Raw genomic sequence first — 26,276 nt, 5'->3', positions numbered from 1 at the left:
CAGTATACGCCGCGATAGAAAGCCAGGGGGTGAAGAACACGCAACAGAGAGTGACGCTTCCTCGCCATAGTTCGTGGAGATTGACACAGGAAACGCAACCAGACAGATATATTCGTTGTGGAATATTCACCGTATGTAGCGACGTTCCGCCCCATTGCCGGAGCAACCCGTGATACGATCTGAAACAGAATCCAGGTGATATGCATCTGGAATATGCGCTTATGTGGGGGGGAATGCGCAGGTCACTGCTCTGGGTGAGTCCTTACGTGTCTCCGCAATTAACGTCACTGCGGCGGAACGGGAGCGAACGATGTCCGCCAACCAGAAGACAGGGCGGTGTCGCCTTGCAGGAGTTCTCACAATGAGGTGAGCGATGGAGCGCTATGAACAAGGGCTCATTTCTCCTGGACAGATCGATTCGTTGTTGAAGCTGCGACTCGTTCTGTTATTCGCCGAATATCCCTGGCTGCGGATGAGCAGCGCTACCGCACAGCAGCGGTTGCGCGAAAGCCCCTGGGCAATCGCCGAGGCGCTCGACGAACTGGCACATGCCGGTCTGTTGAGCAAAACAGAATATGGCGGTCAGCCGATGTATCGGTTAACCGCCACGCCAGAGCATCGACTGCGCCTCGAACGACTCGCCCGCAGTTTCGACGACCCGCAGCGCCGTGATGAACTGTACGACCTGGTGCGCACTGCCAGTGAGGAGCGGCGCTACCGCGAAATCGTGATGCCGCACACTGGCGCACTCACCGCGTCCGAGTTCGACGCATTCGTGGTCTGATGAGTCACCAGACGGCCATCACGCGCGTTGGTCCGCCAGAGCCTGCCGCAATTTTCGGCGCGCCGACGAAGAGCGTCGCGCCGCTCGGCGGAATCGCTTCCAGATTCGCCAGGTTCTCCAATCCCCACCGGTTCGTCGGCAGGATCGTGTAGTGGACGGCAAACGTCGTCGATGGACCATGATCGAGGCTCAACGTATCCACCCCGATACCGGAGATGCGCCGTTCGGTCAGCAGAAAGTCGATCGCCTCCTTGCCAAACCCGGGGAAGTGCATCACGCCGCTGCCGTCGGTATTGCGGAACGCCTCGACCGAACCGGCTCGCGCGCCCCAACCGCTTGCCATCAGCACGGCGGCATTGTCGGGGATGCGCCCATAACGTCGCTCCCATGCGCGAATATCGTCCGGCGTCACGACAGAGTCGGGATCGCGACGCACTTTTTCGGTAATATTGATGACCACCGCCGGAACGACCAGATTTTCTACCGGCAACTGATCGACAAATAACCCGTTCGGCGCAAAATGCACCGGCGCGTCCATGTGGGTTCCTGAGTGCTCCCAGTAGGTCAAAATACTCCCATAGTAGCCATCTTTATCGTGCGAGACCGCCTGCTGAATGCGGAACGGCGCCGCTCCGGGAAAAAGCGGAAACTGTGTGCCGAGCACATGAGTCAGGTCGAGCACATTCCGAAACGTCGTTCGGCGCACCGTCGCCGCTTGCGCCGAACCGATCGGCAGCGCGGCGGCAGCGGCTGCGCCAAGCCCGAATTTGAGCAGGTTGCGTCGGCTGATTTCAGGAGACCGCATGCTGGCGAGCGTTTCCGGGGGACACATTCTCAACCTCCTGATCGTGTCGTGATGCGAGTCCAGACGATGCCTGCGCGCACAGGGCGTGCTCCAAAGACCCGCAGGCGGAATCTGGAGTCCTGGAGAGCGACCTTGTGTCGGAAGGCGCAAAGAAGAGTACGGTAAAGTGTAGTATAATCGGATAGGTGAAAGGCGTCAATCGCGCGACGCGCCTATGATGGCAGAGAAGGATCGTCGGTATCTGCTGGCAGCAGGCATGGCAGTGAGTGTGCTCATGTGCCTGATGCTCGCTGTTGCCATCCAAAGCGCCCGCTCCCCTGAGATACGCACCCACAAAGACGCCATCGCATACGCGCTGCGGCAGCAGGGTGTCTCGTATCGGGAGATCACTTTCTCACAAACGTGGGAGGAAAGCGTCAACCTGCGCGTTTTCAATGCCGCCGTGCAGGTGCGGCTCGCCGATGGACGCACCTTCCACGGGTGGATAGGGTGTGAGCAGGGCGACCGGGTCTGCTTCCTGGTGCTGCGCGGCGCCGGCATCAATGGCGCGCGTTTGCCCGACATTCACTACCGCCGTCGCCCGGCATGGCAACGCTGGATCGATCAGGTGATCGCCTGGTTCAGTGAACAGTGGACAAGTAGCGGTTATTCCTCAAAAATGCCAGCCACTGGCAACTGCCATCCCGGCACGACCTCATCGCCATTTAGCGTGTCGTTCTCATGAAGAATGGTATAGACAGATGCCTGATACCCCGTGACCGTGCGCCTTCGGGGATTGACGACAACGACCAGGCGCGTCCCGGTATCAAGCCAGTCGGTCACCTTTTCATCCACGTCGGCATAGAGGTCGTGTGGTGACACCACCTCCACCACGAGATCGGCGCACCGGGCCAGTATCCAGTGACATCCCGCGCATCGAGCGTCCGTTCACGGCGAATGAATGCGACATCGGCTGCACGCGCGGTGTCGGGGTTTTCATGCAGAAGAAATCCCGTCTTCGCAGCACACACTGTTCCCAACCTGTGCGTGCGGACAAACTGATCAAGCAGCGTGGCAACGTTCATCACCAGGCGTCCGTGTTGATATCCGGCAGGCGACACACGGCGCAGTTCTCCCAGGAGGAGTTCGTACCGGAACCCATCGGTGGGAATGCGGAGCAACTCATCCGCTGTTACCAGGCGCCGGGTCACAGATATTGCCAGACCTTGCTCCTCTCGAGCGGGCAATTGCCAAAACCGGCGCACGAAGTATAGCACAGCGCGGCACAGCGATCAGGCTGCGCACAGGTGCTCATCGTGCAACAATGGATGCTGGTCAGACATAATACGAATGCGCGGTCATTCGTACAACACTGCCGGGGCGCTGCGGGCTAAAGCCCTCGCTGAGGACGCGGTTCGACAGTGCTCACCGCACGTGAAAGCCCCGCTGGGGCTGCTATACCGGGGCGAAGTCTGCGTCCACAACACGCCTGCCAGTGTGCGTTGACCGTTGCGTCTCGCCCAACGAACGCGCGAACATCTTGCCAGACTGACCGCAAGTTAGTATAAACCGCAGCATTCCCTGTCGGCTTACGCCTGTTCCGCCATCATAATACCAATGACGATTGAAGATGCCGCATGCGTGTCATTCCGAGCGCAGCGCGGAATCTGAGCGGGTCGCGCAAGACCCCTCGCGCTGCTCGAGGTGACCATGCCGGATGGTCACAGGTCATTGGTATAACGCAGGCTACCGCTGCACCAGCGGCAACATCACACGCGTCCCCGCCGTCATCCGCAGCGGCGTGAGCGGGTCGCCCAGCAGCGCATAGGTGAATATCGTTTCCTGACAACAGGCGCTTCCGGTGAAGAGGTCACGGAACCCGGCGCTGGTCAACGCGCCAAGCGGCACGGCGCGTTCAATCCCCACATCTGGCGCGGGTGACCAGAGGGCGCGGAAGAATCCCCGTTGCAGTTTGTCGTGCCCGTAGGACACGCCCAGCCCCGTCGGTCCCCAGACTGCCACAGCGCCGCCCTTCTCGTGCAGCAGCAGCGCCTCATCAACAGTCATGCCCACGTATGAGGGCCACTGAAAGGCGCTGCTCAGGCAGGTGAGCGCCAGTACCACTGGCAGGCGCTCGCCATTGGTCAGCGCCGCGACATCATTTCGATGGAGTAGCCAGTTCTCCGGCGCGCTCAACTCCGTCACCGCCCACTGCTGTTGATGCGCGTGCCCGATGTAGACCACCGCCGCCGCGCCGTTGTCGAACTGTGTCCGCGTAGCAGTCCGCGCTGCGGCAGCGGTTGGAAACGCTCCCGCACCGTTGCCAAAAAACACCCGACCGATCTGGACGCCTACCGGGTGCAGCGCAATGCTCGCTTCCGCCTGAGCCACAAAATCGCCGCTGGTGTCCGCATCATCCGCCAGGTAGAGCGCGCGGCTGCGCCATGCGCCGCCGGATGGAGACGTTTCGTACCTGATGATCTTGGCCACCAGCAACTGCACTTCAGCAACGCTCTTTGCCGGCAGCCGCCCAAGCCAGACATCCGGCAGCCGGTCATCGGTCGGTCGCTCGCCGTCCAGTTGCGCGTAACACGTTTCGCAGGCGGTTTCGCCCAGCCACGGATCGACCATCGCCAGATATGGCGGGATCAGGTTGACATTCTTCGCACCACGGTCGGTATAGTCGAACGGATCAGAACTCCCGTCGCCAACCAGCGTCACTGCCTGGGGACGCGCAAATTGCAGAAAGGCGCGGATCGCATCAGGATCGACCTGACCGTCACTCCATCCGTCGTAGAGGTGCTGCACATCCACAACCGCCACGCTGTACCCCTGCGCGCGCCGCAGGTCCACGAGCGGCGTCAGCGCAGCATGGAACGGCGCGGGAGCGATGTACAGCACACTGGCATCGGTTGGCAGCGTTGGCGGCGTGAACGGCTCGACCGTCGGCGTGTGTCGTGTGCCGACGCCGGTCAGCAGATACAATTTCCCCGGCGCACTATCCTCGAATGCGGAACCGGCGGGCATCTGTAACCGCGTCGGCATCACAGGATCGGTAATATCGTAGAGATCGAACCCGGAAGGCGCACCAGTCAACCAGTAGGCGCGCTGATCCGGCGCGCCCTGAAAGACAGCGCCTTTCCCGCCGAACTGCAACTGCACCGGTCGCATCCATTCGACCGTATCCACGGCCACCTGTGCATACCCGACGACAGCGGTCAGCGTCAGGCGCACTTGCGTCGTGGCAGCAGGGCTACCGGCTACACTGAGCGTCAGGAGTGCATCTCCGCTGCCGCTCCACTCAACCGGCGATCCGCTGCTCGACTCGATGGCGGCGGTCAGGCGACGCGCACCATCCGATTGCGCGTGGACCGCAACCGTCAGCGTCACCGTTCCAGTTGCGGTTGGAAGGGTCGTCGTGAGCGGAACGGACAGCATCGCCTGGTCATCCGCCGGTTGTCCCGCCTCAGCGCGCAGCAGCTTCGCAAACCAGTGATCGCCATCACTGCCAGGGCGCCGCGAGTCGTAGTAGGCCGTTCCGCGCACAACACCCCGTTCCAGCGCAGTGGATGGCGCTTCGCCCGATGGCGCACTCACCGCGCGGGACGCAATGCGCAATCGCGATCCTGCTTCGAGCGTGATCCAATACGTATCGCTGCGGTTCCAGCGGTTACCCGGCGGCGGCGCATAAAAGCGTAGTTCGTCGTCTGGGTCGCCCCAGACGCCATTACCGCTCGCGTCGCGCAGTTCGAGCGGGATTTCCACCCCGGCGCGGGTCAGTTTGAGGCGCTCCGGCGCTCCGGCGATCGCCGAACTCAGAGAACTGACGGGGATGACCTGCACACCTGCACGGTCCACCCGCACCCGCAGCGCCGGAGGCGCCGGAAACGCTGGCGGACGCCCAGAAGCGGGCTCTCCTGCTGCAAGTGATGATGCAGCGACGGGAACAGGTGAGTCACTCAGCGGCGCCGCGCCCTCGACCAGCGCTTCGAGCGTGCGCACCGCGCGCGCCTGCCCCTCGCGCAGATAGACCGGACTGAGTGCCAGCACAGCCAGACGCTCACCGCGCTGACGCGCCTCGCGCAGCACAAATACCGGCGCACCTGGCGGATCGTCGAAGTCGCCCGTCCACGGCGTATCATCGAGCGCCAGCAGGCGAGGCGCGATAGTCGCATCACCGGTGAGGCGCAACGCGACCAGAACCGGTTCGACATGCAGAGACGGATCGGACGCCGGAGGACGCCAGATGATCCGCGTTCCGCTCGTTGTCGCCTGGACAACCAGCGTTTCGTCACCACCACGAACAACGGCAATCGCACCGGCAGCGGCAGAAGCCGCCGCACCGCACACACTACCGATGACCAGTGCAAGAACGAGGGCAAAACGTGTCATCATCAACAATCCGGGCAGCACAAGCACCGACTCTTCTGCTACGTTGATTCTCTTCCGGTTATGCCGTGCGCCTGCGCGCCAGCAAGCCGCCAACCATCGCCATCAGCGCCAGCAAGAGCACAATCAGCGGCGCGCCACCGGCGGCAGGCGCACCGGTGGTGGGTAACGTGGCGGGAACCGGCGCCGTCGGCGTTGGCGTCAATGTCGGTGTTGCAGTCGAGACCACCATTTCGGTCGGCGTCGCTGTTTGCTGTTGCTCCTGCACCGGCGTCTCCGGCGGCGTGGTCGGCGGCGGCGTCTCTGGCGGCGTGGTCGGCGGCGGCGTGGTCGGCGGCGTGGTCGGCGGCGGCGTCTCTGGCGGCGTGGTCGGCGGCGGCGTGGTCGGCGGCGTGGTCGGCGGCGGCGTGGTCGGCGGCGTGGTCGGCGGCGGCGTCTCTGTTGGCAGCGGTGTGTCGGTCGGCAGGGGCGTGTCGGTCGGGCGCGCTTCGACTGTTTCGGTCAACGCCAGCACCGGCGCCTGCGGAACGCCGCGTGGTGCAGCCGCTTCCATGACACGCGCAAAGCCTGCCAGCAACCCGGCTGCGACCATGCCAGCGCAGATTGCAATCACCAATCGAGGCATGCAAGGCGCTCCTTATCTCTGTAGTACGCGATTACGGCTATAGTAGCAGAGATGCGCCCGTTTTTCAAGCATCGCTGCGACCTGCTTACACCGCCTCACCGAGTTTCACCGCTTCGAAAATCCGCATGCGACGCAGCAGCAGCACAATGGCGACAATCGTCGCCGCCAGCAGCCCGCCGGAAATACCGTACACCAGCACAATCCGCTCCCAGTCGATCTGCACCACGAACGGCGGCGTATCCGGGTAGACGCCGGTGCGTACCTGCAAAAACGGGATGAACAAGCGACTCGTCAGAATGCCGACGGCAGTGCCGAGCAACGCACCAAACCCAACCACCAGCGTCTGCTCGAACACCAGCAGGGCGCTCAACTGCCGGGTGCTCAGCCCAATTGCGCGCAGAACCCCCAACTCCACCAGCCGTCGCTGGAACGAGAGCAGGGTATAGGCAACGAACCCGATCACCGTGACCACCGTCGTCGCCAGAAAACCCACCGAGAGCAAGCCGAACAAACCCTGGCGCTCCGGTCGGCGCAGATCGAGTTCGAGCAACGTTTGCGGCGTCGAGCGGATCATACGCAACCCATACCCGATTCCTGCCGCTGCTACGCTTTGCAGGTTTGCGCCAGGCGCCAGCGATAACCAGACCTCATACGGATACTGGCCACCCTGTGAGTCGAAACTGTAATCCAGATTTCCGATCACGAATGGCAAACCCTGATCGTAGAGCGTTGGAAAGTACTTGAGCGTCCCTACGACCGTAAAGGTGATATTCTGCGTTTGCCCGCGATCATTCATCGCCAATGCGAAGCGATCGCCGATCCGCAACCCCCGCTCCCGCGCAAATGTTTCCGACACCAGGGCTGCGTCGGGGTAGTCCGCCAGACGGTTCATCAACGCGCCGAGCGACTCACCGGCATAGTCAGGGCGCCAGGCATCCGCCAGCACCGCCGCCAGCGTCGTCCGGTCGACGCCGTAGAAGATGCCGCCGGTCGCAGGCGTATTTCCTACAATGATATCCGCTTTGCTCGGAGCGACCCGCGTGGCGCCGGTCACCCCTGGGATGGTCAGATACTCTTCCATCGGCACGAACATATATGCGGTGCTTGGCGTCGTATCTGCTTCTCCCGTCGTACCCAGCGTTCCGCCGCTCAGATCGAGGCTGGTTTCCGCCGGTGCAATCTCGCGATCGCCGGCAATATTCGCCGAGGTGATCGCCGCACCGGGGTATGCCAGGCGCACATCCGCCGCTCCCCGGTAGTATGCCCGTTCTTCGCTATGACGATCCAGCGTGAGCGCCATCGATGATGTGAATGTCGCCAGCGCCAGCGTCAGCGCAACCAGGAGCACCGGTCCGCCATACGTTCCCGGCGTGCGCGACAGAAAGCGCAGCGCCGTCACCAGCGCCACCCCTGGCGCCCGCCCTGCGCTCCATGCCAGCAAGCGCAGCAGCAACGGCAGGAAGCGCATACCGACGAGCGTACCGGCAAAGACCATCAGCGCCGGCGCAAGGAGCAGGAGCGGATTGCGAAATGGATCATCCGCGCCGACGGTCACGCCAGGCACGCCGATCATACCACTCAACCGTAACTGTTGATAACCATAGACCGCCGGTATCAGCAGAAGAATATCGAGATAGAGCCGTTGCCAGAGGGGCGGGCGCGTGGCGCGCGCCCGTTCGCTCTTGTACGAAATGATCGTGCGCCCGGCGGCGCTCAACGCAGGCAAAAGCACTGCCGGCAGCGCCAGCAGGATCGTCGCCAGCGCGTGCCATGGGCTGGCGGGGAGTAACGTCGGCGGGGGAATATCGAGCGGCGCGAATCTGAGAAACGAGACCGTCCAGGCAATCAACTGCGCCAGCAACCATCCCAGCGGCAGACCGGCCACCCATGCGGCAGCGCCGAGCAGCAACACTTCGCCGAGCGCCAGCCCCAGCACCTGCCAGCGCGAACTACCGCGGCTGCGCAGCACCGCCATTTCCTGTTGCTGGCGCGCAACGGTCATTTCGGTGACCTGCACTGCAAAATACCCGATCACCACCAGCAGCGGCACGGCAAACAGCGCCAGCGTGACCGTCAAGACCCGCACCTGATCACGATGCCGCTCCAGCGCATCCATCGGCGAGCGAACCAGTTCGGCGCCGGGGAGACGCTGCTGAATATCGGCAGTCGCCATCGCAATCCGTTCTCGCAACCGCTCGACATCGCTACTGCGCACACTGCTGCCATCGATTGCGGTGTACCACGCCGTCAGGGTGACGAAGCGCGCATCGGGAACATCGACGAGCCGGACGAAACTCTCTTCCGGCACAAGAAACACATCACTATACGTCGATGGCGGCTGAAACCAGTAACTCGCGTCGGCATCCGCCGGTCGCCAAATGCCGGCAATCCGCACCGGGGCCTCGATACGCGCTCCGCGACCGGTCGATTGCACCAGATACACATCATCGACCAGCAGCGTATTCTTCGACGCCGTCGTTTCCGACACCAGCACGTCGAGCAGTCCATCGCCGGTGAACGGTCGCGGCAGATCGCCATCGACAATCTGAATGTGCCGTTCGACGCCGCTGAGAAACCCTATACGGGCGAAGAGCACTTCTCTACCGGCGCCATCGGGAAAACCGACGCGCAGTTTTTCCGTGGCGGCGAAGCGAACGCTCGGTGGCGCCGGCAGGTCGATCCCCGCAGCCGGCAGGTGCCCCGCCAGTTGATCCGCAAGCAGATATTGCTGCCAGGAAATCGAGGGGTCGGATGCGCCGCCGTAACGGTAGACCATTGCGAAGGGCGGCAGCGGATCGGCGATGGCTCGTTCGGTGAGCGCCGCCAACAGAATGCGATACCCCGACGCCTCGGCATAGACCGGAATGCAGACCACCATGCCAACCGCCAGCGTCATGCCGGACCAGACCGCCAGCGCCAGCCCCAGATGGCTCAGCAAACGTCGCCAGATAACGGAGGGAAACGCCAGAGCAAGAGTCAGTTGACGAATCATTGGAGCGCCTGTTCATTCCTGCGCCGCGCGAAGCGTGTGCCGCGCGGCGCGGAAGCGGTCGTGAGCGCCGGCAAGCGTGGTCGGAACCAGATCGTAGCGCTCACGGAGTGCTTCGAGATAATCGAGGATGGCTTCCAGGGTTCGACTATGTTTATCATCGTCATTATCGTATGCCGGGCGATTATCGGACGTAAAGCAGAGCGCACAGAACGACGCCGCATCCTCGATCATCCGCTCGATTGCCCGGTCGATCACCGGTTGGTGCAGCGCCTCGAAGGTTCCAGCATCGATCCGCAACTCATACGGCAGATTGGTAATGTGCCGCTGATCCGGATCGGTTGTCACCGGCACGTCGAGCAACGGCAACTCGCCGGAGCGCTCACGGTTGGCGCTATCGACGTAGCGCGGATGGTGCGAAACGTGCTCCCAATCCACGCCGATGCGAGGAAGGACAAAGCCGGGCTGCGCAATCGACCCCTGACGAAAACCGAGTTCATAGAGCAAGCGATAGGTATCGTCGCTTGCCGAATGCTTGCAAGGGCGAAATGAGCGCGGGCGAACGCCAATGGCGTCGGCAAAGCGTTCAGCAGACTCATCGATCAAGCGGCGCTGCGCTTCCGGCGACAGCGTACCCAGGAAGTTGCGATACGATCCGCTCTCCGCCTGCAACGGATTGACATACAATCCGAGTTCGGCGCCGCGTTCGGCGAGTTCTTCCAGCAGCGGTGTGTGCTCGACGGCGCACTGCGGCGCCAGAAAGAGCGTCGGCGGATACCCTGCGCGAAGCAAGCGATTGGCATACCCTTCGATGGCGCGCGCACTCTGCTCCCAGGTGCGTGGTCCTTCCTTCGCAGTGCGGATCGCAATGCTCTCACAATCCAGCGTGAAGAGCACGTGAATCGTCAAACGGGTCGTCATTGGCGCACGCTTCTTTGATCCGGCTTCTCAATGCTATAGAGCACTCTGACCTGATCGCCGGGCATTATAGCACACGCCTTGACCAAGCGCCGGGGCGCGCCCGGCGCTCCTCTCAGGGTAGAGTTTCCAGAATTGAGGTGCGTTTTCCGTGTCTCGAAGTGTTTTGCTTCTTCACCCGCCCTGGATGACCGTCATTCACACCACAAATGTATATGTTCAAAACCGACAATCAGCATGCATTGGTTATCGAATGTTAACGATCACGCCTCAAAAATGTATTGCCAATGTGGGCAATCAATGGTATATTTTCTCCAAACTTCGCTGATGGAACCCAACAGTGGCGTTGAGCGTCCTGGCTCTCGTACACACCATTATCACGCTCAATCCCTGCGACGCCACAATGTCGTGATCCTCAATGATGCTTCTTTGCAGTGATGCGCCAACCTGCCTGAGCAACGTTCGCCAAGCGGGCTGAGTTTTGGGATGCGCCTTCAATTGGGAAGAGGGATGCGGTTGCACTGGCACTGCAATTGCAATCCTGGCGCTCCTGCTGCCCGACATCCAGCCGATCGGCTCAGGTAACAGGCGATCCCCACGCCGCTGGCACCGGCGGGGGATCGATGCAGCGGCGGCGTGAGCGCCGATGCGGTGGCATTATAGCATATGTCCCCTTCCCGCTCATGCTGCCGGACCAGTACTTTGTGCGCCCTGGATTGTCGCCAGGATTGCGCAGTGGCGGCGTGAGCGCCTGTGAACCTTCTCTCGACACCTGTTCCTTCGCCGCCACTCGCCCAGCAAAGTCCTCGTTCGCGCCCACGTAACCGTCCGGTTTGCGCTCACGCGCACGATGCTGCGCGTGTTCGATGGAAAGGAGCAAAACCATGCGGCAGGTCGCTTTTTACGGCAAGGGCGGAATCGGCAAGTCCACCACACAGCAGAACACTGCTGCCGCACTCGCGTCGATGGGGTATCGGTTGATGGTCGTCGGGTGCGACCCCAAGGCAGATTGCACCCGCCTGCTGCTGCGCGGCGTGCGCCAGCCATCGGTGCTCGATACCCTGCGCGATGTCGGTCCTGAAAGCGTCCAACTTGAAAAGGTGGTCGTTCAGGGGTACGGCGGCGTCAAATGTGTCGAATCGGGCGGACCTGAACCCGGCGTTGGCTGCGGTGGGCGCGGGGTGATTACCGCCATTCAAACCCTCGAAACTCTGGGCGCGTATAAGGACGACCTTGATTATGTCTTCTACGATGTCCTTGGCGACGTCGTGTGCGGCGGGTTTGCGATGCCGATCCGCGAAGGGTATGCCGAAGAGATCTACATCGTCTGTTCCGGCGAGTACATGGCGCTCTTCGCGGCCAACAACATTTGCAAAGGCATTAAGAAGTTCGCCGAACGCGGCTATGCCCGCCTCGGCGGACTCGTCTGCAATTCGCGCCTGGTCGAAAATGAACAGGCGCTGGTCAAGGAGTTCGCGCGTCGTCTCAACACGAAGATGATCCACTTCATCCCGCGCAGCAAAGACGTCCAGCGCGCCGAGATCAACAAGAAAACCGTCATCGACTACGATCCCGATCTGCCGCAGGCGCAAGAGTACCGCGAACTGGCGCGCAAGATCGATGAGAACGACGAGTTTACCATCCCAACTCCTATCACCCAGGAAGAACTCGAAGATTTGATGCGCGAGTACGGCATTGTCGATTAGCGGCGCGCCAGCGTCATGGAGGCTTCAATGGACGCTTCATCCGCCGGATCGTGCCAGGGCGTCTGTTTTCCCAAGGTTGATCTGAGCACGCATCCGTGTTATAGCCGGGCAGCGCATTTCCGCTTCGGACGCATCCACGTGCCGGTGGCGCCCCGTTGCAACATCCAGTGCAACTATTGCATTCGCAAATACGCATGCCCAAACGAAAATCGTCCCGGCGTCACCATGCGGGTCATGTCGCCCGACGAGGCGCTCCACACCGTCCGCCACGCCATCGCCCACGACCTGCGCCTCCGCGTCCTTGGCGTGGCCGGTCCAGGCGATGCGCTGGCAAATCAGGCGACGCTCACTACGTTCGAGCGCGCGCGCGCTGAGTTTCCGCACCTGATCCGCTGCCTCTCGACCAACGGCTTGCTGCTGCCGGATCAGATCGACGCCATCGAGCGGGCCGGGATCACCACGCTGACGATCACGATCAATGCGGTCGATCCGGCAATTGGCAAGCAGATATACGCCCATGTGCGCTATCGGGGCAAAACCTACCGCGGGCGCGAGGCAAGCACACTGCTCCTGCACAATCAGTTGATCGGACTGCGCGAAGCGGCACTGCGCGGTATAGTGGTTAAGGTGAACTCAGTGCTCATTCCCGGTATCAACGATCATCACCTGATCGACGTCGCGTGCGTCGTCAAAGATCACGGCGCCTCCATCATGAACATCATCCCGCTCATACCCCTGGCGAAGTTTGCGCACCTGCCGGAACCCTCACCCGAACTGCTCAACCGGGTGCGCGACGAGTGCGCGACCGTCATCGAACAGTTTCGCCACTGCCAGCGATGCCGCGCCGATGCCATCGGCGTTCCCGGCGAGGAGGGGTGCGGTACGGGCGAACGAGTCTGTATTCCCAGATTTTTGGCACAGCGGAAGGAGCACACCCATGCAGTTCAAGTGCAATCAGACCCTGCCTGAGCGAGCGATCCATATCGCGCTCAAAGGACCGGACGGGAAGTGCCAGCGCGGTGATGGAACCGGCTGCTTCATCGCCAACAATGTTGCAACCACCCCCGGTGATATGACCGAGCGTGGTTGCACCTACGCCGGCTGTCGCGGCGTCGTCGGCGGGCCGGTAAAGGATGCTATTCAACTGACGCACGGACCGATCGGGTGCGCATTCTTTTCGTGGGGCTACCGTCCGCACCTCGCCGACAGCGATTTTCACATGAAATACACCTTCGTCTCCGACATGAACGAAACAAACATCGTCTTCGGCGGCGAGAAGAAATTGCTGCAATCGATCATCGAAGCCAGCGCCGAATTTCCCGACGCAAAGGCGGTGTTTGTCTACAACACCTGCTCCACGGCACTGATCGGCGACGACGGGCGTGATGTCGCCAAACAAGCGGAAGCGATCATCGGCAAGCCAGTCGTGTTCTTCGAGTGCGAGGGGTTTCGCGGTGTCAGCCAGTCGATGGGACACCACGTTGGCAACGAAACGATCTTTCGCCAACTGGTCGGTTCGATCGAGCCGGAGGGTGATTTCAGCCGTTCGATCAATATCATCGGCGACTACAACATCAAGAATGACATCCGCACCTTCGAGTATCTCTTCGAGGCGCTCGGCTTGCAGATCATCGCTCGTTTTACCGGGAATGTCTCGGTGGATGACCTGAAGATCATGCACAAGGCGGCGCTCAACATCGTGCATTGCCAGCGTTCAGCCACGTACATCGCCGATATGATGAAGGAGAAGTATGGCACACCGTCTATCAACGTCACCCTTTGGGGCATCAGGAATATGGCGCAGGCGTTGCGCGCCGCCGCCGCATTCTTTGGGCTTGAAACGCGCGCCGAAGAGGTGATTGCCCACGAAGTCACCCGCATTCAACCCTATATCGACGCATACCGCCAGCGATTGCATGGAAAGCGCGTCTTCATCTATCAGGGAGGCCCGCGCGTCTGGCACTGGATCGAACTCCTGCGCGAATTGGGCATGGAGACCGAAACGGCAGCCACAACCTTCGGGCATACTGACGACTACGAGAAGATTTTCAATCAGATCCCAGAAGGCGCGCTGGTGATCGACAACCCCAACGTTCCCGAAATCGAAGAAATTCTGAACCGACGTCGCCCCGACCTGTTCATCTCGGGCAACAAGGAGCGGTACCTGGCGTATAAACTCGGCGTGCCATTCGTCAATGGGCATACTTACGATACCGGACCCTATGCCGGCTTCGTAGGCATGGTCAACTTTGCGCGCGACATCGATAAAGCGCTGCATGCGCCGGTCTGGAACATCCTGCATCAGCGCGCCCGCCCCGCGCCCGCTACGCATCACGCAGCGCACGGTTTTGAGGAGGTGGAGTCATGACCAGTTGTCTCACCATGCAGGATCGCGCTGTCGCCATTAACCCGACCCGTTCCTGCGCGCCAATCGGGGCAATGCTCGCCAATTACGGCATTCACGGCGCCATTACCATCAACCACGGCTCACAGGGATGCGCCACCTACCCGCGACATCAGATGGCGCGCCACTTCCGCGAACCGGTCGAAGTCGCCACCACCTCGCTCACCGAAAAGACGACGGTCTATGGCGGCAAACAAAACCTGCTCGCGGCGCTCAAGAATATCTGGGAACGATTCCATCCGACGATGATTATGGTCTGTTCGACCTGTCTCTCCGAGACGATCGGCGACGACATTCCCGGAATCATCGACGAGTTTCTGGACAAGCGCCCGGAGGTCACCATCCCGATCCTGTCGGTCAAAACCCCCTCGTACATCGGCAACCACACGACTGGCTTCGACAATTTTCTCAAGGAGATCGCGCTCAATCTGCCGGATCGCCGCAAGAAGAAAGGCGAGACCAACGGCAAGATCAACATTATTCCCGGCTGGGTCAATCCCGGCGACATCCGCGAACTAAAGCACATGCTGCGTGAAATGGGGCTGCACGGGTTGTGGATCACCGATTACTCGGAAACCCTCGACGGCGGCTACTACCATCCGCGCCCCCACTTCCCGCGCGGAGGCACGACTGTTGAGGAACTGCGCAACTCCTCGAAGTCGCTGGCGACTATCGCGCTCCAGCGCCACATCGGTGGTGAAGCAGCGCACATTTATGAGCGACGCTACAACGTCCCCGCTCACGTGCTGACTATGCCCATCGGCTTGAGGAACACCGATGCCTTTGTCAACACACTGGTTGAGATCACCGACCACACGATCCCCGAATCGCTAGGGGTCGAACGGGCGCGCCTGCTCGATGCACTGGTTGATACGCATATGTACACGACAGGATTGCGTGTTGCGCTCTACGGCGATCCCGATATGCTTGAGGGGCTAGTCGGGCTGATCGCCGAAATGGGCATGATCCCGGCACACATCCTGACCGCCGCCGACAACCGCTCCTGGGGAGAACGGATGGTCGAACTGACAGAGGAACTGGAGGTCGAGAGCGAGATCATTCTCAAGGGTGATCTCCACGAACTGCACAAGCGGATCAAGCAACGACCGGTCGATCTGCTGATGGGACACTCGAAAGGCAAATTTATCGCCGAAGCGGAAAACATCCCGCTGGTGCGAGTTGGTTTCCCGGTCGAAGATCGCTTTGGCTACCATCGTCGATCTATCGTTGGCTACAACGGCGCGACTGCACTGGTCGATGAGATCACAAATATGATCTTCGAGCGCCGTGCAACGGCGATTGTGAGCAACACCCTGCTCGAAACCGGCCTCGAAAGACCAACAGACATTCCGATCACGCTACGCAATGGCGCCGCACACCATCCGTAGGGGGGTCCGTCTCAGCCAACCTGTACGGGAGGGTCTGAGACCCGCCCCAACGAACGGGAGGGTCTGCGACCCGCCCCAACGAACGGGAGGGTCTGAGACCCGCCCCAACGAACGGGAGGGTCTGCGACCCGCCCCAACGAACGGGAGGGTCTGCGACCCGCCCCAACGAACGGGAGGGTCTGCGACCCGCCCCAACGAACGGGAGGGTCTGCGACCCGCCCCAACGAACGGGAGGGTCTGCGACCCGCCCCAACGAACGGGAGGGTCTGCGACCCGCCCCAACGAACAGGAGGGTCTGCGACCCGCCCCAACGGGCGGGTCGCAGACCCGCCCCGCCGATGGATCAACGAGGGAAAGGAGCCTTGCAATGGACGACGTTCATGGCTGGGACGAAACGGTGGTCAACCCTGACCATCTACCCGTCCACATAAGCGGAGACTATCTTCTCATCGAGCACACTATGCACGCACGGTCCGTTTACCGTCGCGCGTCCGATGATCGAGCGCTGCACCCGCATGTCAGTTGTGTTGTGTACGACGGGGCAACCTATGCGCTCGCGTGGATCGAGGAGGAAGGGTAAGACGAACGTGCCGTCGGTGATAAATGTGGTATCTTTTGTTTGGATGCAATGATCGGCGGTTGACATCCACAACGGATTTCCTACACCTCAGCATTGCATCTTTGAACGTGAGTTAGCATCAGACGTTTCATAGGACGGTTTGTCGCACAGGCAGGATGTTTGACGCCCGCCGTTGTATGATATAATGATAGGAACCCTGCTCAAGAAGCGAACTTGAGGAAAGGGTAAAGGCTATTGCATAACCTTATATGGTTCTACGCCGCTATGACCCCCTCTCTTGATCTTGAAAACCAGGTCTATATTGACAGGCTGTGTCGTTTACTGGAAGAGGATCTTGATTTTCACGATCAGGACAGCGGATACGCATCACACAACATCCACTCTTTTCCAGCCAAGTTTCCGCCGCAGTTACCCCGGAAGTTCATTCAAGCGCTGACCCTTCCTGGTGAAACGGTTCTAGACCCAATGATGGGTTCGGGCACCACCGTGCTCGAGGCATTTCTGCTAGGTAGACGAGGCATTGGCTTCGATATCGACCCTCTGGCTGTTATGTTGGCAAAAGCGAAGGTTTCGCCCATCAGTCATCATGATGCCGTAATATGGAGCAGAGAAATCATTAGCAATGCAAGAGAGTCGTTTTTCTCCCAAAAAAGAGTACTATATAATGAAATAGATCGGATGTGGGACGAAGAAACGAGAGAATTTGTTGATTACTGGTTTTCTCGAGAAGTTCAACTCGCTCTAACAGCTCTTGTCGTCGAAATAAATAGAATCAACGATGAAAATCTAAGGAATTTCTTTAACGTCATCCTCTCGTCAATTATCATCACAAAATCTGGCGGTGTTTCACTTGCGCTCGATCTTGCTCATACTCGACCACATAGGGTTGACAGAGCTATTGATTGGAATGGTTGTCCCTTAGAGATGGACACCTCAAAAAGAAGTGAAAGAAGAAAGTTATCTAAGAAAATCCGCTCCCCTTTCGAAGAGTTTGAAAAGAAGTGCATGCAGAGCCTGAAGAACATGTCCGAGAATGGTTTGAATAGTGACCAGTTGAGCATGAGATGCCTTCCAAACTGGGAAAACGCGAGAATGCAGCCTGATATATCAATGTGTAATGCAAAAAGTTTACTGCTCAATGACGAGTGTGTTGACATTATCATCACATCTCCTCCTTATGCTTCTCACGCGATTGATTATATGCGCGCTCATAAGTTTTCACTCGTGTGGCTTGGCTATGCTATACGAGAACTCAGCGAAAGAAGGAAAAGATACATAGGTGGAGATGCCTTAGAAGGGCATGGCTTTGAAAGTCTTCCAGGTTACACCTCAAGCATTATTGATAGCCTAGCCCGAAGAGATCCTCGCAAGAGCCTGGTGCTTCGCAGGTACTACTCTGAAATGAAAGCCATCTTGCGAGAGATGTTTCGTGTCTTAAAAAAAGGACGGGTTGCTATCGTCGTCGTGGGTGAATCGAAACTGAGAGGTCAAGATGTGGAAATCGATGTTTGCCTGAGCGAAATCGGAGAGTCGCTCGGATTTTTTGTTCCTAGGATTGGTGTACGCCGTCTGGATAGGAATCGCCGAATGATGCCTGTCGGAAATCAAGTTGACATGAAGTCTCAAATACAACGACGAATGCACAAAGAGTTTGTTATTGGTTTCTATAAACCACCTATCGACTAAGAATCCGATGAAGATTTCTGAACTACGCAGCAAATACCATAAGCAAATATGTGAAAAGATTGTTTGGCTTAAGAACGATAAAGGAGGCCAATACCCTAGTTTTGCCGACTCAAGCAGTCAAACAAGCAGAAATGTTGCCATAGGAGTACATAAAAGAATAAATTGTGGTAATCATAGTCCATCTGCAATTTCAGAACAGGAGGTTGGCAGAAGATTCGAAGAAATCACAAGGTCATTCATTAAGGAGACCTTAAGTTTGATCAACCATTTGAGACCAGCTGAATGGATTTATTCTACGCATCCTATTACTGAATTCGATCAGTACGCGCATCTTGCCAAATTAGAACGAATATCTAAAGATAATAAGGAACTAGCATCTATAGTGGGCGTGGACTATATTATAAAGCCTGATATTGTTATCGGAATACATCCTGCATCATATCAAGAAATTAACCGCCATGAACCAATTCTTGACCCCGAAGATAAGGTAGTGCAATATTCACCTCTTCTACAACGAGGACAGAGTTCGAGACCCACTCTGCATGCGAGCATTTCCTGCAAGTGGACAATTAGAAGTGACAGAAGTCAGAACACACGCACAGAAGCATTGAACCTGATCAGAAATCGAAAGGGTCATACCCCTCATATCGCAGCAGTCACTGCCGAACCCCTTCCGACACGTATTGCATCGCTTGCGCTAGGTACAGGTGATCTGGATTGCGTCTACCATATCGCTTTGCCGGAATTGGAGGAATCGATTGCAGAACTGAAGAACGAAGATCAGGGGGATATGCTAAGGACGCTAATTCAAGGCAAGCGCCTGCGTGATATAAGCGATTTGCCGTTTGACTTAGTAATATAGGTCTTCTAAATCCTTCTCCAAAGCAATCCCTCTTCTAGCTCCGGGCATTTATGCACCACGAACTACTGGCTCACAAAAAACAGGTCGCTCTTGGCGGTATCGTGCCAAATCTGCTCCGCGCGCCGAAGGCGATGCCGTACCTCGATGTGCTGCGGGGCCTCCTTCAGGTGCGCCGGGTGATGGCGGATAAACAGATCCACGTATTCGGCATCGGCGGCACCGCGACCCTGCATCTGGCGGCGCTGTTCCAGATCGACTCGGTCGACTCGTCAGGATGGCGCAATCGCGCTGCGCGCGGCATCGTCCAGCTTCCAGGACGCGGGGATCGAGTCGTGGCGCGCATGGGCAGCTGGCGCGGTCGTGAGCCTGATGCCGCCGAGTGGCGGATGCTCGAACAATGCCGGTGCCCGGCGTGCCAGCGGTTTGGCATCGCCGGTTTGACCGCCAACGGCATTGACGGCTTCTGCCATCGCGCAACCCACAACCTGTGGGTGCTGCTCCAGGAAGCCAGAGCAATCGACGAACACCTGAAAGATGGCACGTACCGACACTGGCATCAGGCGCACATCGAGAACTCTATCTACAGCAGACTGCTGCATACGGCGATGGCTTTGATCGAAGTTCAGAGGTGGCATCCAGATGGTAGCACATAATAGCCTCAAGAGCGATGATCAGGATGAGCGGATGGATGATTGAGCGTATCGGACGAAGCAGGAGCATCGGTGATGCCAGAGGACGAATCTTCTGGGAATTGAGCCACATCAGGCGCTCCGCTCGCAGGAGCGGCACATAGCGGCGACGCCTCGGCTGGAGCGAGGGTCTCACCGGAAGACGGAGCAGCGTTGAACGGCTCGCCTGACGAACGTACAGACGCACCCGTCATATTCATAGACGAGACAGCGCTGCCAGACGCCTCGCTTCCCGGAGCAGCGGACGGCATCGGGACCGCTGTCGCAGAGGTCGTATCCGGCGGCGCGGTCAGAGGCGCCGATTCCTCCGCCTGCTCGCTATGCTGCTGGACGCCAAACCCACTGGCAGCCAGCGAGCAAATGATCCCCATCGCCTCCAATACGCGCAGTTCGATGTACGAGCGCGCAAAATAGATCGCTGCAAGCAAAAAGGCAATTCCCACCATGCCCAGTACGAAGAAGATAGAAACATCATCTTCAACGATGACGCCTACTCCTAACATATTTATAAACTCCTGAAACTGTCTGAACCATGAGCGGATTTCTTCCTGCGAGAATAGTAACGCCAGAATGCCAGAAAGACCCAGAGCGCCCACACCCAGCGAAAAAGCCTGCAACCTTCCATTGATACTGTCGAATTTCCAGCGGACAATGGTCTCAATCTGCTGCCAATCATGCGCCTTCAGGTTGGTACATACCTTTTTTTCCGCAACGACGCGAGCAGCGCGTTGAACCATGGCGATATACCCCGGAATAAGGGCACTATCTCCCCCTTTGCTGACCGATGAGAGCAGCATGAACAGAATATGCGGTATACCCCCACTGACCGTCCACATCAAACCGAACAGTAGCATCCAGAAGGCCAAAGAAATAGTACACCAATATACATACACTATCAACTCAGAACGAATATCTACGCTTCTCGTAAGTAAAGATACCAGCCGGGGCAAAGCAGGAAAAACAAAAACACTATAGAGTAATAACAAGCCAGGTCTGGCTTTCCGAAAAACCACCCTACTAATAAGTGAAATAGTGAGAGACCACACTCCAAAACCCAGAACTATAAAAAAATATAAAAAATGCCCGAATCTATTTCTCTACCCGTTAGTATCCTTGTTATCGAAATAATAATACGCCGACCCGGATCGAGGAACCAGGCAATAAACACACACGACAACACCAGGAAGAAATGCCATCGTATCGATGTCGCCGGTTGACGCAGTTTTTCCTCCCCTTCACGACGCATCTCCTCAAAAGACTTGTTCACACAGTTGTACAGTGTCTCGAAGGATTCGAAGATTTCGCTATTGAGACGCTGCATGCCGCTTCCCTCCGGTTCATCAGACCGAAAATCCAGAGACGATCGGACAGGATTGCTCCTCAATCTATCCTAACGCAGCCCTGCCGGTTCAGGTTACACTTCATGCATCATCGAAGATTAAGACAATCACTCGGGCTTCTAGATACTGCGGGCTGAAGCCCTCGCTGAGTTCGTGAACGCCCCTGCGGGGCTTCCATGTCCTGAGCAAGGGCTTTAGCCCGCAGCTCACAGAATGAGCGATTCGGCAGAGCGGCGCAGCGGGCTGAAGCCCTTGCTGAGTTCGTGAACGCCCCTGCGGGGCTTCCAGGTCCTGAGCGAGGGCGTTAGCCCGCAGCTCACAGAATGAGCGATTCGGCAGAGCGGCGCAGCGGGCTGAAGCCCTTGCTGAGTTCGTGAACGCCCCTGCGGGGCTTCCAGGTCCTGAGCGAGGGCGTTAGCCCGCAGCTCACAGAATGAGCGATTCGGCAGAGCGGCGCAGCGGGCTGAAGCCCGCGCTGAGTTCGTGAACGCCCCTGCGGGGCTTCCAGGTCCTGAGCGAGGGCGTTAGCCCGCAGCTCACAGAATGAGCGATTCGGCAGAGCGGCGCAGCGGGCTGAAGCCCTTGCTGAGTTCGTGAACGCCCCTGCGGGGCTTCCAGGTCCTGAGCGAGGGCTTTAGCCCGTAGCTCAGAAAACGTGCGGCTCAACAGCACGGGTCGAGCTGAAGCCCCGACTGAGATCACCCAAGCCCCTGCGGGGCTTCCATGTCCTGCGCAAGGGCGTTAGCCCGCAGCTCACAGAATGAGCGATTCGGCAGAGCGGCGCAGCGGGCTGAAGCCCTTGCTGAGTTCGTGAACGCCCCTGCGGGGCTTCCAGGTCCTGAGCGAGGGCTTTAGCCCGTAGCTCAGAAAACGTGCGGCTCAACAGCACGGGTCGAGCTGAAGCCCCGACTGAGATCACCCAAGCCCCTGCGGGGCTTCCATGTCCTGAGCAAGGGCGTTAGCCCGCAGCTCACAGAATGAGCGATTCGGCAGAGCGGCGCAGCGGGCTGAAGCCCTTGCTGAGTTCGTGAACGCCCCTGCGGGGCTTCCAGGTCCTGAGCGAGGGCGTTAGCCCGCAGCTCACAGAATGAGCGATTCGGCAGAGCGGCGCAGCGGGCTGAAGCCCTTGCTGAGTTCGTGAACGCCCCTGCGGGGCTTCCAGGTCCTGCGCAAGGGCGTTAGCCCGTAGCTCACAGAATGAGCGATTCGGCAGAGCGGCACTGCGGGCTGAAGCCCTTGCTGAGTTCGTGAAAGCCCCTGCGGGGCTTCCAGGTCCTGAGCGAGGGCGTTAGCCCGCAGCTCACAGAATGAGCGATTCGGCAGAGCGGCGCAGCGGGCTGAAGCCCTTGCTGAGTTCGTGAACGCCCCTGCGGGGCTTCCAGGTCCTGCGCAAGGGCGTTAGCCCGCAGCTCACAGAATGAGCGATTCGGCAGAGCGGCGCAGCGGGCTGAAGCCCTTGCTGAGTTCGTGAACGCCCCTGCGGGGCTTCCAGGTCCTGAGCGAGGGCTTTAGCCCGTAGCTCAGAAAACGTGCGGCTCAACAGCACGGGTCGAGCTGAAGCCCCGACTGAGATCACCCAAGCCCCTGCGGGGCTTCTCTGTCCTGCGCAAGGGCGTTAGCCCGCAGCTCACAGAATGAGCGATTCGGCAGAGCGGCGCAGCGGGCTGAAGCCCTTGCTGAGTTCGTGAACGCCCCTGCGGGGCTTCCAGGTCCTGAGCGAGGGCTTTAGCCCGTAGCTCAGAAAACGTGCGGCTCAACAGCACGGGTCGAGCTGAAGCCCCGACTGAGATCACCCAAGCCCCTGCGGGGCTTCCATGTCCTGCGCAAGGGCGTTAGCCCGCAGCTCACAGAATGAGCGATTCGGCAGAGCGGCACTGCGGGCTGAAGCCCGCGCTGAGTTCGTGAACGCCCCTGCGGGGCTTCTCTGTCCTGCGCAAGGGCGTTAGCCCGCAGCTCACAGAATGAGCGATTCGGCAGAGCGGCGCAGCGGGCTGAAGCCCTTGCTGAGTTCGTGAACGCCCCTGCGGGGCTTCCATGTCCTGCGCAAGGGCGTTAGCCCGCAGCTCACAGAATGAGCGATTCGGCAGAGCGGCACTGCGGGCTGAAGCCCTTGCTGAGTTCGTGAACGCCCCTGCGGGGCTTCCAGGTCCTGAGCGAGGGCGTTAGCCCGCAGCTCACAGAATGAGCGATTCGGCAGAGCGGCGCAGCGGGCTGAAGCCCTTGCTGAGTTCGTGAACGCCCCTGCGGGGCTTCTCTGTCCTGCGCAAGGGCGTTAGCCCGCAGCTCACAGAACGCGCAATCTGGCAGCCTGGGTTTACCGGATTCAACTCTTAATCTTCATTAGGCCGTCGATCATAGCATGTGCGGCGCAGCGGCACGGGTGTACCGGATCACTTAATCCTCATCAACCCGTAGATCAAAGATCGTGCGACCTGGCGGCACAGGCTTCCCGGATTATTTGTTCATAAACCGCGCCTCAGGGCGCGTGCGCGCCGGGCATCGGCGCAGACCGACGCCTCCCCAACCACGAGGCAGGTGGCGGCTGGAGAACCACAGGCGCGAATTCATTCGCCAGATTGTTTAAACACAATCGCCCGATGAGATAGTCATCGGGCGGTTTCTGGTACCCCCAGCGGGATTCGAACCCGCGATCTTCACCTTGAAAGGGTGACGTCCTGGGCCGCTAGACTATGGGGGCGTTCCCCACTTGCATTATATCAGCAATCCGAACACCAGGCAAACCCTCTTCATCCACGAAGGTCACGAAGAGACACGAAGATCAAAAACCAGCACGCCTCGCTTCGTGTCCCTTCGTGTCCTTTGTGGACACCCTCCAACAGTCCTACGCATCCAGTTTCTTCGTCTCCCCGGTGGCCGGCGCTTCGAGCGGCACGTGTTCAACCGGCGGGTTCGCTTCGTCCCCCTGACCGGTCTGTGCAGCAGCGGCGCGCTCGGTTTCGAGTTTCTCGACCAGTTTGTGCAACTGAGCGTTGATCTGCTCCAGACCGTTCACCAACGCCTCCTGCACGTCGTGGAACACCTGGCTCTCACGAGCGCGTTCGAGCGCCTGACGACCACGGTCCTCAACCTGCTGGAAGCGCGGATCGCTCTGGATTTTCTCTGCCGTCTGACGCACGGCGGCCGCCAGATCCTGCACGCTCTTTGCGACCGTCGCCTGCATCTGCTTCGCGCGCTCACTCTCGATGAACGCGCGGAACAACGCCTCCAATTGCTGCCCCATCTCACGCAGTTCGGTTGTCAGGTCCGGCGTTTCTTTTTGCGGCTCTGGCTGACCGGTATTTGGCATCTGCTCGCTCATATCGTCCCTCCTTCGCGCTACGAACCGAATCATACAGGGGCGCTCATTCCATTCAGACGCATACGCGCATTATCTCGCGCTGCGCCCCGCGCCCCTGGGTCTTCGTCGATATGACGAACCGCCGCCGCCTGAAGTTGCACCGCATTACCGCGCAACCGGCATTCGCATAAGCAGATAGTCGTAGGCGCTGAGCGCCGCGCGCGCTCCATCGCCGATGGCGATCAGCACCTGTTCACCAAACGCCGTCGTCACATCGCCGGCGGCGAAAACACCCGGAACCGTCGTCGCCATGCGCTCATCGACCCAGATGAAGCCGTCCTGATCGGTGCGCACCAGGTGCTGCACGATCTCACTGCACGGGCGCAACCCCAGATCGACGAACGCCGCATCGACGGCGATCCGACGCTGTTCTCCCGCGCGCGAGACAACAATCTCCTCGACATTCATCGGGCCGACGACTTCATCGACGGTGTACCCTGCCAGGATTTCCACATTCGGGCGCTGGCTGACGGCATGCATCATCGGCAGTGAGACATCGTGCAGTTCAGGGACGATCAGGTAGACCTTTTCGGCCGTGCGCGCCAGTTCGGCCACCCCGCGCAGCGCCCGATGCGTCGCCCCCACGACCGCCGCCGTCTTCCCCGCCAGCAGGTGCGCATGGGTGGTGACCGAGTAGCCCAGCCCCTGACCGAGCAACTCCTGGGCGCCCGGCGCTTTGAGGCGCACCGGCGTCGCGCCGGTGGCAACAATCACGGCAAGCGCATCGAGAGCGCCGTGGTTGCGCGTCTCGACGCGAAACCCCTGGTCTGCGCGATGCACCGCCGTGACGGTATCACGGATCGCGCGATCCGACTGCATGGCGATCTTGCGCTCGAAGATACGGACTGCTTCTTCGCCCGCCAGATATTCGACCTCCTCCTGCCCAACCAGGCTCTGCCGCCAACCGGCTTTGCCGCCCAACGATTCATAGATCATCACGAAATCGATCTGCTTGCCCAGCGCATACATCCCGGCAGAAAGCGCCGCTGCACCGCCGCCGATGATAATAAGTTCCCGCATGACGCCCTCCCTGTCACGCCAGACGCTGCGTGCATCTGTTACCATCCGCTCATCGTTGAGTTTCCGGCAGTAGTATACCAGACTCTATCGACTCGACAGAGGGTTTGACAGACGCTCGTTCGTGTGCTATACTTCTCTACCGCTGTGCAGAAAACGCACAGATATTTTATTGTCTGCGTTCTGGACCCAAACTAAGGCGTAGCTGTCGCTGCGACCAGTGAAGGGTAACATTATTTTTTTGCAAAGCGACTGATCAACCGTGGCAGACGCGCGCGCGTCGCGCACAATGGGGAGGACAGGAGCAGCATGCCGACAATCAACCAGTTGGTTCGAAAGCCGCGCAAGCGGGTCACAAAGAAAGTCAAGGCGCCAGCGTTACGATTCAGCCTGAATGTGTTGAAGGGCAAACTGACGCGCGGCAAAGGGTCGCCGTTCAAACGCGGCGTCTGCACGCAAGTCAGGACGATGACGCCCAAAAAGCCCAACTCGGCGCTGCGCAAGATCGCGCGCGTCCGGCTTTCGAATGGCATGGAAGTCACGGCCTACATCCCAGGCGAAGGGCACAACCTGCAAGAACACTCTGTGGTATTGATCCGTGGCGGGCGCGTGAAGGACTTGCCCGGCGTGCGCTACCACATCGTGCGCGGCACGCTCGACGCGCAGGGGGTTGCGAACCGGAAGCAGGGTCGTTCGAAGTACGGTACGAAGAAAGCCAGTGCGGTTCCGGCAAAGAAGAAGTAAGGGTTCACGATGC

At 59.4% G+C, this 26,276-nt stretch carries 19 protein-coding genes, 1 tRNA gene and 1 pseudogene; 11 read left to right on the top strand and 10 right to left on the bottom strand.

Annotation, left to right across the window (positions count from 1 at the left end; translation table 11 throughout):
- Nucleotides 1-373 precede the first annotated feature (373 nt).
- Nucleotides 374-784, top strand: a complete 411-nt coding sequence (locus tag RCAS_RS21025; RefSeq protein WP_012122505.1) for a hypothetical protein — start codon at nt 374-376, stop codon at nt 782-784.
- Nucleotides 785-788: 4 nt separating this feature from the next.
- On the opposite strand, the gene RCAS_RS21020 is transcribed toward RCAS_RS21025, so the two are convergent.
- A complete protein-coding gene (locus RCAS_RS21020) occupies nt 789-1,589 on the bottom strand; it encodes a cyclase family protein (RefSeq protein WP_232280086.1) in 801 nt (266 codons plus the stop codon).
- A 214-nt stretch (nt 1,590-1,803) separates the two neighbouring features.
- Here RCAS_RS21020 and RCAS_RS23515 point away from each other — a divergent pair, with 214 nt between their 5' ends.
- The gene (locus RCAS_RS23515; protein ID WP_012122503.1) at nt 1,804-2,313 is read left to right on the top strand and encodes a hypothetical protein; all 510 of its coding nucleotides are present in this window, start codon (nt 1,804-1,806) and stop codon (nt 2,311-2,313) included.
- Here RCAS_RS23515 and RCAS_RS21015 read toward each other — a convergent pair.
- From RCAS_RS21015 to RCAS_RS20995, 5 genes and pseudogenes are all read right to left on the bottom strand, one after another.
- Nucleotides 2,235-2,779 (bottom strand): annotated as a pseudogene (locus tag RCAS_RS21015) (Uma2 family endonuclease). The gene RCAS_RS23515 and the pseudogene RCAS_RS21015 overlap by 79 nt on opposite strands.
- Nucleotides 2,780-3,314: 535 nt before the next feature.
- Nucleotides 3,315-5,963 carry a C25 family cysteine peptidase gene (locus RCAS_RS21010; protein ID WP_012122501.1) on the bottom strand — a complete coding sequence of 883 codons (2,649 nt, stop codon included), beginning with the start codon at nt 5,961-5,963 and terminating at the stop codon, nt 3,315-3,317.
- A 55-nt stretch (nt 5,964-6,018) separates the two neighbouring features.
- Nucleotides 6,019-6,582 carry a hypothetical protein gene (locus RCAS_RS25410; RefSeq protein WP_012122500.1) on the bottom strand — a complete coding sequence of 188 codons (564 nt, stop codon included), beginning with the start codon at nt 6,580-6,582 and terminating at the stop codon, nt 6,019-6,021.
- 85 nt (nt 6,583-6,667) lie between these two features.
- Entirely contained in the window at nt 6,668-9,574 is a 2,907-nt protein-coding gene (locus RCAS_RS21000; protein ID WP_012122499.1) for an ABC transporter permease, read from the bottom strand.
- A gap of 12 nt (nt 9,575-9,586) precedes the next feature.
- The gene (locus tag RCAS_RS20995; protein WP_012122498.1) at nt 9,587-10,492 is read right to left on the bottom strand and encodes a polysaccharide deacetylase family protein; all 906 of its coding nucleotides are present in this window, start codon (nt 10,490-10,492) and stop codon (nt 9,587-9,589) included.
- A gap of 881 nt (nt 10,493-11,373) precedes the next feature.
- Here RCAS_RS20995 and nifH point away from each other — a divergent pair.
- From nifH to RCAS_RS20955, 8 genes are all read left to right on the top strand, one after another.
- Nucleotides 11,374-12,195 (top strand): nitrogenase iron protein, encoded by an 822-nt coding sequence (gene nifH / locus RCAS_RS20985; protein ID WP_012122497.1) that lies wholly within the window; start codon nt 11,374-11,376, stop codon nt 12,193-12,195.
- A gap of 27 nt (nt 12,196-12,222) precedes the next feature.
- Nucleotides 12,223-13,164 carry a radical SAM protein gene (locus RCAS_RS20980; RefSeq protein ID WP_012122496.1) on the top strand — a complete coding sequence of 314 codons (942 nt, stop codon included), beginning with the start codon at nt 12,223-12,225 and terminating at the stop codon, nt 13,162-13,164.
- The gene (locus RCAS_RS20975) at nt 13,133-14,563 is read left to right on the top strand and encodes a nitrogenase component I subunit alpha (RefSeq protein WP_012122495.1); all 1,431 of its coding nucleotides are present in this window, start codon (nt 13,133-13,135) and stop codon (nt 14,561-14,563) included. The genes RCAS_RS20980 and RCAS_RS20975 overlap by 32 nt, the downstream gene beginning before the upstream one ends.
- Nucleotides 14,560-15,987, top strand: a complete 1,428-nt coding sequence (locus RCAS_RS20970) for a nitrogenase component 1 (protein ID WP_012122494.1) — start codon at nt 14,560-14,562, stop codon at nt 15,985-15,987. Before RCAS_RS20975 ends, RCAS_RS20970 begins: the two co-directional genes overlap by 4 nt.
- A 367-nt stretch (nt 15,988-16,354) precedes the next feature.
- A complete protein-coding gene (locus RCAS_RS20965) occupies nt 16,355-16,567 on the top strand; it encodes a hypothetical protein (RefSeq protein WP_012122493.1) in 213 nt (70 codons plus the stop codon).
- A gap of 264 nt (nt 16,568-16,831) precedes the next feature.
- Nucleotides 16,832-18,253 carry a DNA methyltransferase gene (locus RCAS_RS20960; RefSeq protein WP_157042724.1) on the top strand — a complete coding sequence of 474 codons (1,422 nt, stop codon included), beginning with the start codon at nt 16,832-16,834 and terminating at the stop codon, nt 18,251-18,253.
- A 7-nt stretch (nt 18,254-18,260) separates the two neighbouring features.
- Nucleotides 18,261-19,115, top strand: a complete 855-nt coding sequence (locus RCAS_RS24305; RefSeq protein ID WP_012122491.1) for an NgoMIV family type II restriction endonuclease — start codon at nt 18,261-18,263, stop codon at nt 19,113-19,115.
- Nucleotides 19,116-19,165: 50 nt separating this feature from the next.
- Nucleotides 19,166-19,768: a tRNA guanosine transglycosylase family protein gene (locus RCAS_RS20955; protein WP_012122490.1), complete on the top strand. Its 603-nt coding sequence runs from the start codon at nt 19,166-19,168 to the stop codon at nt 19,766-19,768.
- A gap of 5 nt (nt 19,769-19,773) precedes the next feature.
- Here RCAS_RS20955 and RCAS_RS20950 read toward each other — a convergent pair whose 3' ends face one another.
- From RCAS_RS20950 to RCAS_RS20930, 4 genes are all read right to left on the bottom strand, one after another.
- On the bottom strand, nt 19,774-20,790 hold the full coding sequence (locus RCAS_RS20950) for a hypothetical protein (RefSeq protein WP_157042723.1): 1,017 nt from the start codon (nt 20,788-20,790) through the stop codon (nt 19,774-19,776).
- Between the two features lie 2,975 nt (nt 20,791-23,765).
- Nucleotides 23,766-23,842: transfer RNA gene (locus RCAS_RS20940), tRNA-Glu, on the bottom strand.
- Nucleotides 23,843-23,986: 144 nt separating this feature from the next.
- A complete protein-coding gene (locus RCAS_RS20935; protein WP_012122487.1) occupies nt 23,987-24,463 on the bottom strand; it encodes a hypothetical protein in 477 nt (158 codons plus the stop codon).
- A 144-nt stretch (nt 24,464-24,607) separates the two neighbouring features.
- On the bottom strand, nt 24,608-25,522 hold the full coding sequence (locus RCAS_RS20930) for an NAD(P)/FAD-dependent oxidoreductase (RefSeq protein WP_012122486.1): 915 nt from the start codon (nt 25,520-25,522) through the stop codon (nt 24,608-24,610).
- Nucleotides 25,523-25,828: 306 nt separating this feature from the next.
- Between RCAS_RS20930 and rpsL the strand changes: the two genes are divergently transcribed.
- Entirely contained in the window at nt 25,829-26,263 is a 435-nt protein-coding gene (gene rpsL / locus RCAS_RS20925) for a 30S ribosomal protein S12 (protein WP_011955950.1), read from the top strand.
- Nucleotides 26,264-26,276 lie beyond the last annotated feature (13 nt).

It is taken from the genome of Roseiflexus castenholzii DSM 13941 (assembly GCF_000017805.1).
GTDB lineage: Bacteria > Chloroflexota > Chloroflexia > Chloroflexales > Roseiflexaceae > Roseiflexus > Roseiflexus castenholzii.
This window is presented reverse-complemented; position numbering and strand designations above follow the sequence as displayed.

What these genes read in the sequence shown, in the direction of transcription:
- RCAS_RS20965 (WP_012122493.1), top strand. Translation starts at nt 16,355, where the DNA reads ATGGACGACGTTCATGGCTGGGACGAAACGGTGGTCAACCCTGACCAT.
- RCAS_RS20980 (WP_012122496.1), top strand. Translation starts at nt 12,223, where the DNA reads ATGGACGCTTCATCCGCCGGATCGTGCCAGGGCGTCTGTTTTCCCAAG.
- RCAS_RS25410 (WP_012122500.1), bottom strand. Translation starts at nt 6,582, where the DNA reads ATGCCTCGATTGGTGATTGCAATCTGCGCTGGCATGGTCGCAGCCGGG.
- RCAS_RS20955 (WP_012122490.1), top strand. Translation starts at nt 19,166, where the DNA reads ATGCACCACGAACTACTGGCTCACAAAAAACAGGTCGCTCTTGGCGGT.
- RCAS_RS21020 (WP_232280086.1), bottom strand. Translation starts at nt 1,589, where the DNA reads ATGCGGTCTCCTGAAATCAGCCGACGCAACCTGCTCAAATTCGGGCTT.
- RCAS_RS20935 (WP_012122487.1), bottom strand. Translation starts at nt 24,463, where the DNA reads ATGAGCGAGCAGATGCCAAATACCGGTCAGCCAGAGCCGCAAAAAGAA.
- RCAS_RS20960 (WP_157042724.1), top strand. Translation starts at nt 16,832, where the DNA reads ATGACCCCCTCTCTTGATCTTGAAAACCAGGTCTATATTGACAGGCTG.
- RCAS_RS20970 (WP_012122494.1), top strand. Translation starts at nt 14,560, where the DNA reads ATGACCAGTTGTCTCACCATGCAGGATCGCGCTGTCGCCATTAACCCG.
- rpsL (WP_011955950.1), top strand. Translation starts at nt 25,829, where the DNA reads ATGCCGACAATCAACCAGTTGGTTCGAAAGCCGCGCAAGCGGGTCACA.
- RCAS_RS20930 (WP_012122486.1), bottom strand. Translation starts at nt 25,522, where the DNA reads ATGCGGGAACTTATTATCATCGGCGGCGGTGCAGCGGCGCTTTCTGCC.
- nifH (WP_012122497.1), top strand. Translation starts at nt 11,374, where the DNA reads ATGCGGCAGGTCGCTTTTTACGGCAAGGGCGGAATCGGCAAGTCCACC.
- RCAS_RS21025 (WP_012122505.1), top strand. Translation starts at nt 374, where the DNA reads ATGGAGCGCTATGAACAAGGGCTCATTTCTCCTGGACAGATCGATTCG.
- RCAS_RS23515 (WP_012122503.1), top strand. Translation starts at nt 1,804, where the DNA reads ATGATGGCAGAGAAGGATCGTCGGTATCTGCTGGCAGCAGGCATGGCA.
- RCAS_RS20975 (WP_012122495.1), top strand. Translation starts at nt 13,133, where the DNA reads ATGCAGTTCAAGTGCAATCAGACCCTGCCTGAGCGAGCGATCCATATC.
- RCAS_RS24305 (WP_012122491.1), top strand. Translation starts at nt 18,261, where the DNA reads ATGAAGATTTCTGAACTACGCAGCAAATACCATAAGCAAATATGTGAA.
- RCAS_RS21000 (WP_012122499.1), bottom strand. Translation starts at nt 9,574, where the DNA reads ATGATTCGTCAACTGACTCTTGCTCTGGCGTTTCCCTCCGTTATCTGG.
- RCAS_RS20995 (WP_012122498.1), bottom strand. Translation starts at nt 10,492, where the DNA reads ATGACGACCCGTTTGACGATTCACGTGCTCTTCACGCTGGATTGTGAG.
- RCAS_RS21010 (WP_012122501.1), bottom strand. Translation starts at nt 5,963, where the DNA reads ATGATGACACGTTTTGCCCTCGTTCTTGCACTGGTCATCGGTAGTGTG.